The sequence below is a fragment of the Bradyrhizobium sp. CIR18 genome, assembly GCF_014198295.1.
GTDB lineage: Bacteria > Pseudomonadota > Alphaproteobacteria > Rhizobiales > Xanthobacteraceae > Bradyrhizobium.
In genome coordinates this window covers 127368-141135 of the sequence record NZ_JACIHF010000015.1, presented here as the reverse complement: position 1 = coordinate 141135, position 13768 = coordinate 127368, and the positions used below count along the sequence as shown (strand labels likewise).

The 13768-nt window shown below is 64.5% G+C and carries 12 protein-coding genes and 1 pseudogene; 5 read left to right on the top strand and 8 right to left on the bottom strand.

The window, feature by feature from the left end:
• The first annotated feature begins 2 nt into the window (after positions 1-2).
• On the top strand, positions 3-917 hold the full coding sequence (gene rbsK / locus GGD65_RS32860) for a ribokinase (protein ID WP_183237946.1): 915 nt from the start codon (positions 3-5) through the stop codon (positions 915-917).
• On the opposite strand, the gene GGD65_RS32855 is transcribed toward rbsK, so the two are convergent.
• The gene (locus tag GGD65_RS32855; protein ID WP_183237945.1) at positions 918-2138 is read right to left on the bottom strand and encodes an NAD(P)/FAD-dependent oxidoreductase; all 1221 of its coding nucleotides are present in this window, start codon (positions 2136-2138) and stop codon (positions 918-920) included. It lies immediately after the preceding gene.
• Between the two features lie 228 nt (positions 2139-2366).
• Between GGD65_RS32855 and GGD65_RS32850 the strand changes: the two genes are divergently transcribed.
• Both GGD65_RS32850 and GGD65_RS32845 read left to right on the top strand, forming a co-directional pair.
• Positions 2367-3161: an enoyl-CoA hydratase/isomerase family protein gene (locus GGD65_RS32850; RefSeq protein ID WP_183237944.1), complete on the top strand. Its 795-nt coding sequence runs from the start codon at positions 2367-2369 to the stop codon at positions 3159-3161.
• Positions 3158-3766, top strand: coding sequence for a histidine phosphatase family protein (locus tag GGD65_RS32845; protein WP_183237943.1), 609 nt, complete (start codon positions 3158-3160; stop codon positions 3764-3766). Before GGD65_RS32850 ends, GGD65_RS32845 begins: the two co-directional genes overlap by 4 nt.
• Here the strand turns inward: GGD65_RS32845 and GGD65_RS32840 are convergent.
• The 4 genes and pseudogenes from GGD65_RS32840 to GGD65_RS32825 form a co-directional block, all read right to left on the bottom strand.
• Positions 3726-5066, bottom strand: coding sequence for a TRAP transporter large permease (locus tag GGD65_RS32840; RefSeq protein ID WP_092259633.1), 1341 nt, complete (start codon positions 5064-5066; stop codon positions 3726-3728). The genes GGD65_RS32845 and GGD65_RS32840 overlap by 41 nt on opposite strands.
• A complete protein-coding gene (locus GGD65_RS32835) occupies positions 5063-5641 on the bottom strand; it encodes a TRAP transporter small permease (protein ID WP_018322810.1) in 579 nt (192 codons plus the stop codon). Before GGD65_RS32835 ends, GGD65_RS32840 begins: the two co-directional genes overlap by 4 nt.
• 186 nt (positions 5642-5827) lie before the next feature.
• A pseudogene (locus tag GGD65_RS32830) lies at positions 5828-6834 on the bottom strand (TRAP transporter substrate-binding protein).
• Between the two features lie 55 nt (positions 6835-6889).
• Complete coding sequence (locus GGD65_RS32825; RefSeq protein ID WP_183237996.1) at positions 6890-8605, bottom strand: IlvD/Edd family dehydratase; 1716 nt, start codon at positions 8603-8605, stop codon at positions 6890-6892.
• 175 nt (positions 8606-8780) lie between these two features.
• On the opposite strand from GGD65_RS32825, the gene GGD65_RS32820 reads away from it, so the two are divergent.
• A complete protein-coding gene (locus GGD65_RS32820; RefSeq protein ID WP_183237942.1) occupies positions 8781-9455 on the top strand; it encodes a GntR family transcriptional regulator in 675 nt (224 codons plus the stop codon).
• Between the two features lie 46 nt (positions 9456-9501).
• On the opposite strand, the gene GGD65_RS32815 is transcribed toward GGD65_RS32820, so the two are convergent.
• Both GGD65_RS32815 and GGD65_RS32810 read right to left on the bottom strand, forming a co-directional pair.
• Positions 9502-9915 (bottom strand): hypothetical protein, encoded by a 414-nt coding sequence (locus GGD65_RS32815; protein ID WP_183237941.1) that lies wholly within the window; start codon positions 9913-9915, stop codon positions 9502-9504.
• A gap of 127 nt (positions 9916-10042) precedes the next feature.
• On the bottom strand, positions 10043-10867 hold the full coding sequence (locus tag GGD65_RS32810) for an NAD(P)-dependent oxidoreductase (protein ID WP_183237940.1): 825 nt from the start codon (positions 10865-10867) through the stop codon (positions 10043-10045).
• 89 nt (positions 10868-10956) lie between these two features.
• Here GGD65_RS32810 and GGD65_RS32805 point away from each other — a divergent pair, with 89 nt between their 5' ends.
• Positions 10957-11934, top strand: coding sequence for an SMP-30/gluconolactonase/LRE family protein (locus GGD65_RS32805; protein WP_183237939.1), 978 nt, complete (start codon positions 10957-10959; stop codon positions 11932-11934).
• Positions 11935-12131: 197 nt separating this feature from the next.
• Here GGD65_RS32805 and GGD65_RS32800 read toward each other — a convergent pair whose 3' ends face one another.
• A complete protein-coding gene (locus GGD65_RS32800; RefSeq protein WP_026202817.1) occupies positions 12132-13562 on the bottom strand; it encodes an aldehyde dehydrogenase family protein in 1431 nt (476 codons plus the stop codon).
• Between the last annotated feature and the right edge of the window lie 206 nt (positions 13563-13768).

Here is a 13768-nt window from a genome sequence, read left to right as displayed (position 1 = left end):
AGATGGGGCGCGTTTTCGTCGCCGGCAGCATCAACATGGATGTGGTGGCGACCGCCGATCGCCACCCGCGCATCGGCGAGACCGTCGCCGGCCGCGAGGTGCTGTATTTTCCAGGCGGCAAGGGTGCGAACCAGGCCGTGGCGGCGTCACGGCTCGGCGCGAAGACCACGTTGATCGGGCGATTGGGGAAGGATTCGTTCGGGGCCGAGTTGCGGACGTTTCTTGGCGATCAGGGCATTGATCTCGGCTCCGTCCGCGACGCCGACACCCACACTGGCACTGCGATCATCACCGTCGCCGCCTCCGACAATACGATCGTCGTCATCCCCGGCAGCAATGCGCAGGTCGGCGCGGACGACGTCGCGGACGTGCCGCTGGCGAAGGGTGACGTCGCGGTCAGCCAGTTCGAGATCCCGCTGCCGACGATTGCCGCGTTCTTTGGGCGCGCACGCGAGGCCGGGGCCGTGACCTTGCTGAACCCGGCGCCAGCGCAAAAGATGTCCGGTGAACTGCTCGCGCTCGTCGACATCCTCGTGCTGAACGAGACCGAGCTCGGCTTCCTCGCCGGTGAGGAATTGTCCGACGGCGACGAGGCCGCGAAGATCTTCGATGTTGCGCGAATACTTCAGGCGCGCGCGGACCAGACCATCTGCATCACGCTCGGCAAGCGCGGCGTGCTTGCGCTTGCGGGGCGCGAAGAGGCCGCCGTGCCCGGGCGTGCCGTGAAGGCGATCGATACCACCGGTGCCGGTGATTGTTTTGTCGGCGCGCTCGCCGCGCAACTGGCTGACGGTGTGCCCTTGCGCGCCGCCCTCGCCTTCGCCAACGCCGCCGCTTCGATCAGCGTGCAGCGCATGGGCGCGGGGCCGTCGATGCCGACGGCTGCGGAAGTGGCGGCTGTGCTCCGCGCTGGCTGATCACGCCAGCGCGCTCTTCAGATCGAAGCTTTCATCCGCGGCCTGCGCCGGCGTGATCGAACGATTCATGCCCTGCAACCGTCGGCCGAACATGTGATCGCCGGCGCGGTTGATCGATTCGATGCCGAGCAGCGTCTCACCCTTGTAGCAGAACGCGGAAAACGCCTTGTTCGCGGCGCTGCCACGCAGCACGACGCGGTCGTAGCCGGTGGTGAGGCCGGAGATCTGGAGCTTATCGTCGCCCTGGTCGCTCCAGAACCAGGGATGGCTGTCGTAAGGTTTGCGGTCGCCGGTCAGTCGCGCGGCGAGGCAGCGGGCGTGGTCGGTGGCGTTCTGCACCGATTCCAGCCGCAGCGATCCGCCGAAGCGCGGGCTTGCGAACAGTGCGCAATCGCCGATCGCGGAGATGTCAGGGTCAGCCGTCGAAAGATATTCGTCGACAATGATCCCGGCGGCGACCGGCAGCCCGGCTTCCGCGGCAAGCTCGATGTTGGGCAGCACACCGACGCCGACCACGACGAGGTCGGCGGGCAGATGCCGACCGTCGCTCAGGGAGACCCCGGTGACCTTGCCGCCTTCTGCCTCGATCGAGGTCGCCTGCACGCCGAGATGGACGCGGATACCGGCCTCGCGATGGCGTTCCTGAAAATACTCCGACACCTCCGCCGTCACCGCCCGCGCCATCACGCGCGGGGCGAGCTCGAGCACGTCGACCTCGAGGTCCTTGATCCGCGCGGTGGCGGCGAATTCCAGGCCGATGAAGCCGGCGCCGATCACCACGACCCGTGACTTCGAGGGCATGATCGCACGCAGCGCCTCGCTCTCGTCGAGGATGCGCAAATACTTCACGTCGGGCAGATTCGCATTCGGCAGATCAAGCAGCCGGTTGCGCGCGCCCGTCGCCAGCACGAGATGACCGTAGGCCAGCGTCTCGCCCGAGGCGAGCAGCACCTTGTGGCCGGCGCGGTCGATCGACACTGCACGGCCCGCGATCAGCTCGATCTTCTGGTCCTGATAAAATTTCTCCGGCCGGAACATCAGGCTCTCCGGCCCGGCCGAGCCCTTGATATAGGCCTTGGACAAAGGCGGCCGCTGATAGGGCAGATGCGCCTCGTCATTGATCAGGCAAATGCGCTGCGAAAAGCCCGCCTGGCGCAGCGATGCCGCGACCTGATAGCCGCCATGGCCGGCACCGACGATGATCACCGGACCGTCGCTCATTGGACAGCCCATTTCCGGAAGACACGAGCGTGACCCATGCCGTCTCCTCTCTCGCTGATTTTGGTTGCTGGCCTTACGAGGAGCCGGCGCTCGTGTCCGTCCCTTGGCAAAGGCAGCCCCATTTGAGCCTATCGTTTCGTCCCGCGCAAGGGCGGCGGTCGGGGATTGTCACCCCTGCCCTTCTGCGATTTAGTTGCAGCAACCACCTCCTGCCGGAGACTCTCTCAGATGCCAGCTCCCATCTCCCAGCCCGATGATCCCGCCCTGCTGCGGATCGACGGCCCGATCGCGACCATCACGCTTAACCGTCCCGCCGCGTTCAACTCCATCAATCTCGCCATCGCGCAGAAGCTAGAGCAGCTTGCGGCCTATCTCGAAGGCGCTGACGACATCAAGGTCGTCGTGCTCGAAGGCGAAGGCCGTGCGTTCTCGGCGGGCGGCGATCTGCAGACGATTGGTGCCGCCGCCGAAGCGGGCACGGTGACGCCTGTTGTCGGCGAGCTCCTGAAGCACTATCACGCCTTCATCGAAATCATCCGGCGCATGCCGAAAATCTCGTTGTCCAGCGTTCACGGCTCGGCCGCCGGTGCCGGCATGGGCCTCGCCTTCGTCACCGATCTCTGCATCGCCGCGGACGACGCCAAATTCACGCCGGCTTATGCCAAGATCGGGGTGTCGCCGGACGGCGGCTCGACGGTCGGCATCGTCGGCACGGTCGGCTCCCGCCGGGCGCTGCAGATCTTTCTCGCCGAGGACAATTTTACCGCGCAGCAGGCCTATGAATGGGGCCTCGTCGCCAAGACGGTTCCGGCCGCCGAACTGAAAGCGGCCACACGAAAACTCGCGGAGCGTCTGGCGCAGAACCCGCCGGCGGCGATATCAGGCACCAAATCGCTGGTCTATCAGGCCGCCACCACGCCGGTGAAGCAGCAGCTCGATGCCGAGGAGCACAAGATTATCATGGCGATGAACACGGAGGAATTTCGCAGCGCCGTGAAGAAATTCACGAGCAAGTCGAAGTGACGACACCAGCGCGTACGTTCTACGGCCTTCGCCACGGCGCGACCGACTGGAATCGCGAGGGACGATTCCAGGGGCGGACCGACAATCCGCTGAACGAGGACGGCCTCAGGCAGGCGCACGAGGCGGTGGACATGCTGCGCGGCGCAGGCATCAGCCGCATCGTCGCAAGTCCCTTGGCCCGCGCGGCGCGAACGGCCGAGATCATCGCGGCCGCGATCTCGGTGCCGCTGGCGATTGACGACGGCATCATCGAGTTCGACTTCGGGAGCTTTGAAGGCCTGCCAGTTCGCGACCTCATGATCAAGCACGGGGTCAAGTCGGCGACGGGCCTCGTCTCGATCCTGCCGGCCGACGGCGAGAGCTGGGACGCCATGACGAAACGGTCGCTGGCTTGCGTCTCGGCGTGGCTCGACCGTCATCGCGGCGACGATCTCCTGTTCGTCTGCCATGACGCGGTGATGCAGGGGATGGCCAACGCGCTGTGCGGCAGCTACTTCAAGAATAGCCATGGCACGCCGTTCCGTTACCTGCGCGAGCAGGCGCAATGGCGCGTCGAGCAAGTCGTTACTTCGGACAGATATAGCCCGTCCCCGCCGGCGACTTGAAGCAGCCGACCGATTCCGGCAGCACTTTCTGCGGCAGCCACAGCACCACGCTCGGGAAGTAGATCGCGAATGCGATCGTCCCCAGGAACACCAGATAGATCGGCAACGCAGCGCGTAGCGCTTTCGCGAAACTTATGCCGACGAATTTCGAGGCCATCAGCAGCACCAGCCCGTAAGGCGGCGTGATCAGGCCGAAGGCCAGCGTGGCGATCAGCACCACGCCCATATGGACGCTATTGATGTCACCCGCCTCCGTCAGTGTGTTGACCAGCGGCATGAAGATGATGATGGTCGGCACCGGTTCGATGAAATCGCCGACCACGGTGAAGAGCAGCACCATCAGCAGCATGATCAGATGCGGATCGTTACCTGCCATCGAGGTGATGATTTCGGCGATGTAGCTCGCCCCACGCAGATAAGCGAGCATCCAGCCGAAGGCATTGGCCGCGCCGATGGTGACCAGCGGCAGCGAGAAGATCAGTCCGGCAATGCAAAAATCGTAAGGGATACTCTTGATGTGCCCGCGATTGAGCGCGGGGATCACGACCAGCACGATCCAGACCACGGCGACCACGCCGGCTTCCGTCGGCGTGAACCAGCCGGTCAGGATGCCGCCGAGCAGGATCACCGGGATCATCAGCGGCAGCGCCGCATCGCCGGCGGCGAACACCACCTGCCGAAGCGGCGCGCGCGGCTTGCGCAGGCCGGAGGGGCCGAAGAAGTAGCAATAAAGCATCAGACCGAAGCCGATCATCAGGCCGGGCACCACGCCCGCCATGAACAGGCCCGCGATCGAGACGTTGCCGACCGCGCCATAGACCACGGCGGTGATGCTCGGCGGCACCAGCGCAGCAATGGTCGAGGCGGAGGCAATGATGGCGGCGATGAAGGCCGGCTCGTAACCCTCTCGCTTCATCGGCCCGCCAAGCGCGCGGCTCATCACGGCGACGTCGGCGGTGGTCGAGCCCGACATCTCCGAGAAGAACATGCTGAAGACGACGACGACCTGCGACAGCCCGCCCCTGATATGTCCGACCAGCGACACCGAGAGGTTCGCGATCCGCACCACCACATTCGCCGAGCTCATGAGCTCGCCGACCAGCAGGAAGAACGGGATCGCCAGCAGCGCCTCGGAATCCACGCCGTCAAAGATCTTCTGGATGATGGCCGCGAGCGAAACGTCGGACAGGATCGCGCCGATGAAAACGCCGGCCATCAGCGAGAACGGCACGGGCACGCCGAGATAGCCGAACGACAGGAAGCAGATCGTCATCAACGCCAGAACAACAGGTGCGCTCATAGCTGCGCCCTCGCCTGCGCGTCGGTGACGATGGGCGTTCCATCCTCCTCTGGCGGCTCGGGATGATCGAAGCCGTTGCGCAGCCCGTTGACCAGCTGCTCGATGGTGAACAGGCCGATCAGCACGCCCGACAGCGGGATGATCGCATAGAGCGAGGCGATCGGCGTACCTGACGGCAGGCGAAAGCTGCCGAAGCCGCGCAGATAATTCTGATAGCCGTACCAGATCAGGCAGAAGGCGACACCGAGCACGACGAGGCGGATGATCAGCTCGACGATCAGCCGCGAGGTGCCGTGCAAGGCCTCGGAGATCGCGGTGAGATAGAGGTGGTCGTTGCGGCGCGTCGCAGCGGCCGTGCCGATGAAGATCGCGTAGATGAACAGCGTCGAGGTGACCTCCTGCAGCCACAGCCAGGGATGACCGATGGTCCGGGTGACGATGTCCGCGGTGACCGACAGCGAGAAGCCGAAGCAGAGCACGCCGCAGAGGATCATCAGCGCCAGCTCAAGCCAGTCGAGCCAGCGCCATTTCAGGTGGCGTTGGCGATGCACAAGCAGTTTATCGGCGATGGCCATTAGTCCCCGTTCCAAAGCTATCGGATGTGACAGCTGGGAAGCTGCCGATCACGCTCGGCCAGCATGGTTCGAGACGCCCGCTTCACGGGCTCCTCACCATGAGGGTCTAAAATCTCGCCGCGAAACGAGACCTCATCCTGAGGGCCCGCCGCAAGGCGGGCGTCTCGAAGGATGGCCGCAAGCGACCTAATTGATTGACCGGATCAAGTCCTTGATCTTCTCGGCGTGCGGCCCGAGCTCCTTGGCGAGCTTGTCGAGATAGGGTCGGCGACCGCAACAAAGCTCTTCTTGTCGACGTTATCGACGACCTTCACGCCCATCTTCTTCAGCTTTTCGGCGGCGGTGCGCTCCAGCTCGAACGCCTTCGCCGGCTCCTTGGTGCTGATCTCGTTGGCCGCCGTCTGTACCCAGCCCTTCTGCTCGGCCGACAGGCTCTGCCAGAGCTTGTCGGAGATGAACACCAGCGCGTTGTTGGCCTCGTGCTCGGTGATGTTGAGGACCGGCGCCACCTCGTAATGCTTGTTGACGAGGTAGACGTTGATGCTGTTCTCGGCGACGTCGACGACCCCGGTCTGCAAGCTGGTGTAAACGCTGCCGAACGGCATGTGCACGGTCTGGGCACCGTAGGCCGGGAACATGGTGTCCTCGGTCGCGGTCGCCTGCACGCGGACCTTTGCGCCCTTGATGTCGCCGACGTTGTGGATCTCCTTCCTGGCGTACATGTGGCGCACGCCCTGCGATCCGGTCGCGATCACGTGCAGCCCCTGCGTGGTCTCGTCGATCATCGTCTTGAGCGCTTCAAACACGCGGGGATCGGCCAGCCCCTTGACCACGTGCTTCTCGTCACGGAACAAATAGTGCAGCGACATCACGCCGGCCTGCGGCGAGATCGTCGCGGTGTTGGCGGAGGAGATGATCGAGAATTCGACGTCTCCGGCTTTCACGAGCTGGAGCACCTGCGGCTCCTGCCCGAGCTGCGCGCCCGGATACTGGTCGATGATCATGGTGCCTTTGCTCAACTCCTTGAGCTTTTCGGCAAAGATGTCGCCCGCGATGGAATAGCCGGTGTTGCGCGGCTGGTCATAGGCGAAGCGATAATGCTTCACCTCCTGCGCCCCCGCCCCGGTCACGAACAGCACGGCGGCCGCAGCCGCCAACCCATGTAAGAATCCTGGCATGGATCGTGCAATCATCGTTTCCCCCTATGTTATCGCCCGCCGCTTGTGCGGTCTGAGCGCTCGTCGTTCGTCAGCTTGTCTCGGTCTTCCCAGTCCTTTGCATGAAGTCGAAGTCGCAGCCCTCGTCGGCCTGCATGATGGTTTCGTTGAACAGCCAGGCATAGCCGCGCCGCGCCTCATCGGGCGCAGCCGCCGGCTTCAAGGCAGCGCGCCGGCGCTCCAGCTCGGCCGCATCGACCAAGAGCTCGATGCTGCGCTTGGCTACATCCAGGCTGATCTTGTCGCCGTTCTTCACCAGCGCCAGCGGCCCGCCAACGGCGGATTCCGGAGTGATGTGCAGAACGATGGTGCCGAACGCGGTGCCGCTCATGCGCGCATCCGAAATGCGCACCATGTCCTTGGTGCCGCCGCGCGCGAGCTTCTTCGGGATCGGCAGATAGCCGGCCTCCGGCATGCCCGGCGCGCCCTTGGGGCCGGCATTGCGCAGCACCAGCACGTCGTCGGCGCTGACATCGAGATTGGGATCATCGACCCGCAAGGTCATGTCCTCGACGGATTCGAACACCACCGCGCGCCCAGTGTGCTTCAACAGCTTCGGACTTGCCGCGGATTGCTTGATGACCGCGCCGCGCGGCGCGAGGTTGCCGTGCAACACGGCAAGGCCGCCCTCTTTCTTAATCGGATTGTCACGCGAGCGAATGGCGTCCTGACCGGGCACGTCCTCGGCATTGGCGACGACATCGCGCAGCGTCTGGCCCGAGATGGTCTTGGCGTCGAGATCGACGAGGTCGCCGAGTTGCGCGAGCAGCTTCGGCACGCCGCCGGCGTGATGGAAATGCTCCATATAGTGCTCGCCCGACGGCTTGAGGTCGACCAGCACCGGCACCTCGCGGCCGATCTGGTCGAACACCTCGAGATCGAGCCGGTGCGGCGAGCGATGCGCCATCGCGGTGAGATGGATCAGGCCGTTGGTGGAGCCACCGATCGCCTGGAGCACGACCTGCGCGTTCTTGAAAGATGCGGGTGTCAAAAGCTCGCTCGGCTTCGGCCCCTTGGTCTTGGCCATCTCGGCGGCGACCTTGCCGCTCGCCTCGGCCAGACGAAAGCGCTCGGCATGCGGCGCCGGGATCGTCGCACTCATCGGCAGCGACAGGCCCATGGCTTCGATCATGCAGGCCATGGTGGAGGCCGTGCCCATCACCATGCAGGTGCCGACCGACGGCGCGAGACGGCCGTTCACTGCTTCGATTTCGACATCGTCGATTTCGCCGGCGCGATACTTGCCCCATAGACGGCGGCAATCGGTGCAGGCGCCCAGCACCTCGCCCTTGTGATGGCCGACCACCATGGGACCGACCGGAATGACCACGGTCGGCAAATCGGCGCTGATCGCCGCCATCACCTGCGCCGGAAGGGTCTTGTCGCAGCCGCCGATCACGATCACCGAATCCATCGGCTGGGCCCGGATCATCTCCTCGGTATCCATCGCCATCAGGTTGCGCAGATACATCGAGGTCGGATGGGCAAAGCTCTCCGCGATCGAGATGGTCGGAAACACGAACGGCATCGCCCCCGACAGCATCACGCCGCGCTTGGCGGCTTCGATGATCTGCGGGACGTTGCCGTGGCAGGGATTGTAGTCGCTATAGGTATTGGTGATGCCGACGATCGGACGCTCCAGCGCGTCGTCGGAATAGCCCATGGCCTTGATGAATGCCTTGCGCAGGAACAGCGAGAAGCCGGCATCGCCATAGCTCGTCAGACCCTTGCGCAAACCACTCGTCATCATGCCACTCCCTTCAGTTGCCATTGTGGTACAGCCTGACCCTCGATTGTCAATAAGCTTGATCCATATTGTCGCATTTTCCGCTAAAAGGCGCTCTCTCCGGCGCGAATTATTGACAATCCGTCCCTTCCCTGCTCCACAGGGCGAGCCGGCCAGACGCCGGGAGGCCGAGGGCATGTCCGACATTCGCACCGCAGACAGCATGCCGGTCCGGCACGACGATCCGGACGACGTCGTCGCGCGGCTGGAGGAGGACATCATCTTCGGCCGCCTCGCGCCCGGCGCGCGCCTCACCGAGGACGCGCTGATGTCGCGCTACGGCACCTCGCGCCACTTCGTGCGCCAAGCCTTGGTGGATGCCGAGCGCCGCGGCATCGTCCGCCGCGAGAAGAACGTCGGCGCCACCGTGCGGTTCTACTCGGCCGAGGAAGTCCGGCAGATCTACGAGGTCCGGGAGATGCTGACGCGGCAGGCCGCGCTGATGATCCCGCTGCCCGCGCCGCGATCGCTGATCGACGAGCTCTCCGCGCTGCAACGGCAATATTGCGCGAGAGCCGATGCGCAGGATCTGCGCGGCATCCACGAAGCCAATGACGCCTTCCACCTCGCGCTGTTCTCGGCCTGCGGCAATCCCTACCTGGTGGGCTCGCTCCAGGACTACATGAACCTGACCCTGCCGATGCGCGCCAAGAACCTCGCCGACCACGAAGGCCTCACGCAATCGCGGCGCCAGCACGAGATGATGATCGAGCTACTCAGGGGACGCGACAGCTGGGCGCTGGCGCAGCTGTGTGTCGATCATATGCAGTTCAGCAAGAGGGATTATCTGGCGAGGATTGGTGATGGCTAGCGCGTAGACCGATCGAGCTGCCGTTGGAACGATGCTGAAGACCCGTTCAATACCGCCTCAACAGTCCGCGATCCACGCTCGCCTCGCCATAATCGGCGCAGGCCCTTTTCGGGTTCCTGATCAAGTCCGTCCGGACACGCCTGAATGTCTTGCTGGCCGCATCCGACACCTCGGGACGGAATTTGCCGGGATCGTAGCTCACGCCGTCGCGGGCCTTGATGGCAGCGGCATAGGCGTCGATCATCGCCATTGCCGCATCGGGACTGCCAAGGAGTCGGGCGCCGAGCTGGACGCTGCCGCTGCCATCGACCTCGTAACCGTCGCATCGCTGTTCGAGCACCACCGATGCCGTGACCATCTGGTCGAGGAACGTCGCTTCGGCGTCGCTGAGCGCCGCGGCTCGCGTTGGCCCTGGCAAGATCGCCGCGAGCATCGCGACGACTGACAATTTGACTCTCATTGTCGTGGCTCTCGCTGCCGGCGGTCGAACTACGATCGCACAGATCGAGAGCCAGACGACGAGAGGAAGGTTGATCTAGATCAACGGACCGTCATGCCCGGGTTTGTCCCGAGCATGACGACAGGCGCTACCGCTTATTCCAATCGATAATCCGGTCCGGATCCGCATCGAACTCCATGCTGCAGAACGTGCCGCCCTGGAAATAATCGCCGACCGGATCCGGCTTCAGCTTGGCCTGCTCGGCCATCGCGTGCTCGCGGAAATCCTCGGCGCGCCCCGTGGGGCGGTAGCCGAATTCGTAGGCGCGGCTGTTGTCCCACCAGGCGCGCTCGTTGAGGGAGGCGCCGTAGAAGATTTCGAAATGGATGTCGGGATGCTCGAGCCCGATGCGGCAGAGCTGCACGAGGTCGTCGGGCTTGAGCCAGATCGAGAGCCGGCGCTGGTCGAGCGGCATGTCGCCGAAATTGCCGATGCGCAGGCACGTCACCTTCATCCCGTGCTTGTCGGCGTAGAGCGCGCCAACGGCCTCGCCGAACACCTTGCTGACGCCATAGCGGCCATCGGGACGCGGGGTCACGTCGGTGCCGATCTTGTGGTGGCGCGGATAGAAGCCGACGGCGTGGTTCGACGAGGCGAACACCACGCGCTTGACGCCCTTGCGGTAGGCCGCCTCGAACAGATTATAGCCGCCGATGATGTTGGCCTGGAGGATCTGGTCCCAGTTGCCTTCGACCGAATAGCCGCCGAAATGAATGATGCCGTCGACGCCCTCGCAGATCGCCTCGCACTGCGCGAGATCGGCGAGGTCCGCTGCCTTGAACTTCTCGTTCGCGCCGAGATCGGCCGGCGGCTTGATGTCGGACAGCAGGAGATCCGAATAGATCGGCGGCAGCAGTCTTCGCAGGCTCGTGCCGATTCCGCCCGAAGCTCCCGTCATCAAAATACGCGGCATGTCTTCCCTCGCCGTTGGTGACCGATTTGCGGTCACGTGTCTCTAATGATAGCAGCATTGTCCAGAGGGAACGAAACGAGAGAACCGACATGAATGAGGCATCGTCCCACACCCAGGAGCGGCCAGGCTGGCGGCCGGCGACGTATTACCCCGACCCGACCATTCGTGCACTCGATCCCCGCTTCGAAAAATACTGGCTGAAGCTGTCCGCGGTGGAGCGGCTGGCGACCGGCCTGCGCTGGGCCGAGGGTCCCGTGTGGTTCGGCGACGGGCGCTATCTCTTGTGCAGCGACATCCCGAACCAGCGCATCGTCAAATGGGAGGAGGAGACCGGCGCGGTCTCCGTGTTCCGCAAGCCTTCGAACTTCGCCAACGGCAACACGCGCGACCGGCAGGGCCGGCTCGTCACCTGCGAGCATGGCGGGCGCCGCGTGACCCGCACTGAGTATGACGGCAGCGTCACCGTGCTGATGGATCAATTCAACGGCAAGCGGTTGAACTCGCCGAACGATGTCGTTGTTAAATCGGACGGCTCGATCTGGTTCACCGATCCGACCTTCGGCCTGCTCGGCAATTACGAGGGCTACAAGGCCGAGCCCGAGATCGAGCCGAATGTCTACCGGCTCGATCCCGAGACGCGCAAGGCGGCCATTGTCGCCGAGGGGGTGCTCGGGCCGAACGGGCTGTGCTTCTCGCCGGATGAGAAGATCCTCTATGTCGTGGAATCCCGCGGCGTGCCAAACCGAAAAATCCTCGCCTATGACGTCTCGGCTGACGGCACCGAGATTTCCAACAAGCGCGTCCACATCGATGCAGGTCCGGGCACGCCGGACGGCATGCGTTGCGACATCGACGGCAATCTCTGGTGCGGCTGGGGCATGGGAGATCCTGAGCTCGACGGCGTGGTGGTGTTCGCGCCCGACGGCGTCATGATCGGCCGCATTGCCCTGCCCGAACGCTGCGCCAATCTCTGCTTCGGCGGCGTCAAGCGCAACCGCCTGTTCATGGCGGCGAGCCAGTCGATCTACGCGCTGTATGTGAACACGCAGGGTGCGGTGGGGGGATAGGCGCTCCACAAATGACGGTCTCGTAGGGTGGGCAAAGCGAAGCGTGCCCACCACTGCTCGCTTGTGGCGTGATGGTGGGCACGTCGCTTCGCTCCTTTGCCCACCCTACGGCACCTCGCCTTGTCGCGACACGCCGCCCAAAACAAAAACGCCGGAGCGGTTGCCCGCTCCGGCGTCATTCGTTCACGCGCTAAAACTTACGCCGCGTTGAAACCGGCGACGGCCTTCACTTCGAGGAAGTCCTCGAGGCCGTACTTGCCCCACTCGCGTCCGTTGCCCGACTGCTTGTAGCCGCCGAACGGCGCGGTGCGGTCGTTCGGCACGCCCTGGAGGTTGACGTTGCCGGCGCGGATCTGGCGGCCGACGCGCTTGGCGTCTTCGACCGAGGCACCCGTGACGTAGCCGGCAAGGCCATACGGCGTGTCGTTGGCGATCTGCACGGCTTCGGCTTCGTCCTTGGCGCCGATGATGGTCAGCACCGGTCCGAAGATTTCTTCGCGCGCGATCGTCATGTCGGGGGTGACGTCGGCGAAGATGGTCGGGCGGACATAGAAGCCCTTGTTGACGCCTTCGGGTAGGCCCGGGCCGCCGGCGACGAGCGTTGCGCCCTCGTCGATGCCCTTCTTGATCAGGCCCTGGATCTTGTCCCACTGGCCGCGGTTGACGACGGGACCGATGGTGGTGCCTTCGGCGCGGGGATCACCGGCCTTGGTCTTGTCGGCGACGGCCTTCGCGATCGCGGCGACGTCCTTCATCTTGGACAGCGGCACGATCATGCGCGAGGGCGCGTTGCAGGACTGGCCGGAGTTGTTGAACATGTGCATCACGCCGCCGGTCACCGCCTTCGTGAGGTCGGCGCCTTCGAGGATGACGTTCGGCGACTTGCCGCCGAGCTCCTGGCTGACGCGCTTCACGGTCGGCGCGGCGCGCTTGGCCACGTCGATGCCGGCGCGGGTCGAACCGGTGAAGGAGATCATGTCGATATCGGGGTGCTCGCTCATGGCGGCGCCGACCTCGGGGCCGAGGCCGTTGACGAGGTTGAACACGCCCTTGGGCACGCCAGCTTCATGGAGGATTTCCGCGAAGATCAGCGCCGAGGTCGGCGTGAACTCCGACGGCTTCAGGATCATGGTGCAGCCGGCGGCGAGCGCGGGCGCGACCTTGCAGGCGATCTGGTTGAGCGGCCAGTTCCAGGGCGTGATCATGCCGACCACACCGATCGGCTCGCGCAGCACCATGGCGGTGCCGACCGGCTCTTCGAAATGGTAGTTCTTGAGCACGTCGAGCGTGGTCATGAGATGGCCGAGGCCGGCGCCGGCCTGGAGCTTCTCCGCCATCGGCAGTGGTGCGCCCATCTCGTCGGAGACGGCCGCGCCGATCTCCTTGAGGCGGCCCTTGTAGACCTCGATGACCTTGGTGAGCAGCGCGACGCGCTCCTCGCGGCTGGTCTGGGAGAAGGTTGCGAAGGCGCGCTTGGCGGCGGCAACCGCCTTGTCCACGTCGGCCTTGGAGCCCAGCGCAACCTCGTACATCGCCTCTTCCGTCGCGGGATTGACCACGGCGGTGGACTTCTTGACGGCGGGATCGACCCAGGCGCCGTCGATGTAGAATTGCATGCGATTGACCATCGTTAACCTCTTCTTGGGGGCGTGGGGGCGTTTCGGCAGGCATCCTTGCACGAAAGCGCCGGCAATTGAACCCGCCATATGCGGGGCCAGCGTTGCGGCGGACGCGCGGAATATGGGCGGAGAGACGGAGCGGGGCAAGCGGCCTGGGTCCCGGCTCTGCGCCGCGACATTTCATGTCGCGCCTTGTCCGGGACACGAGATTGGAG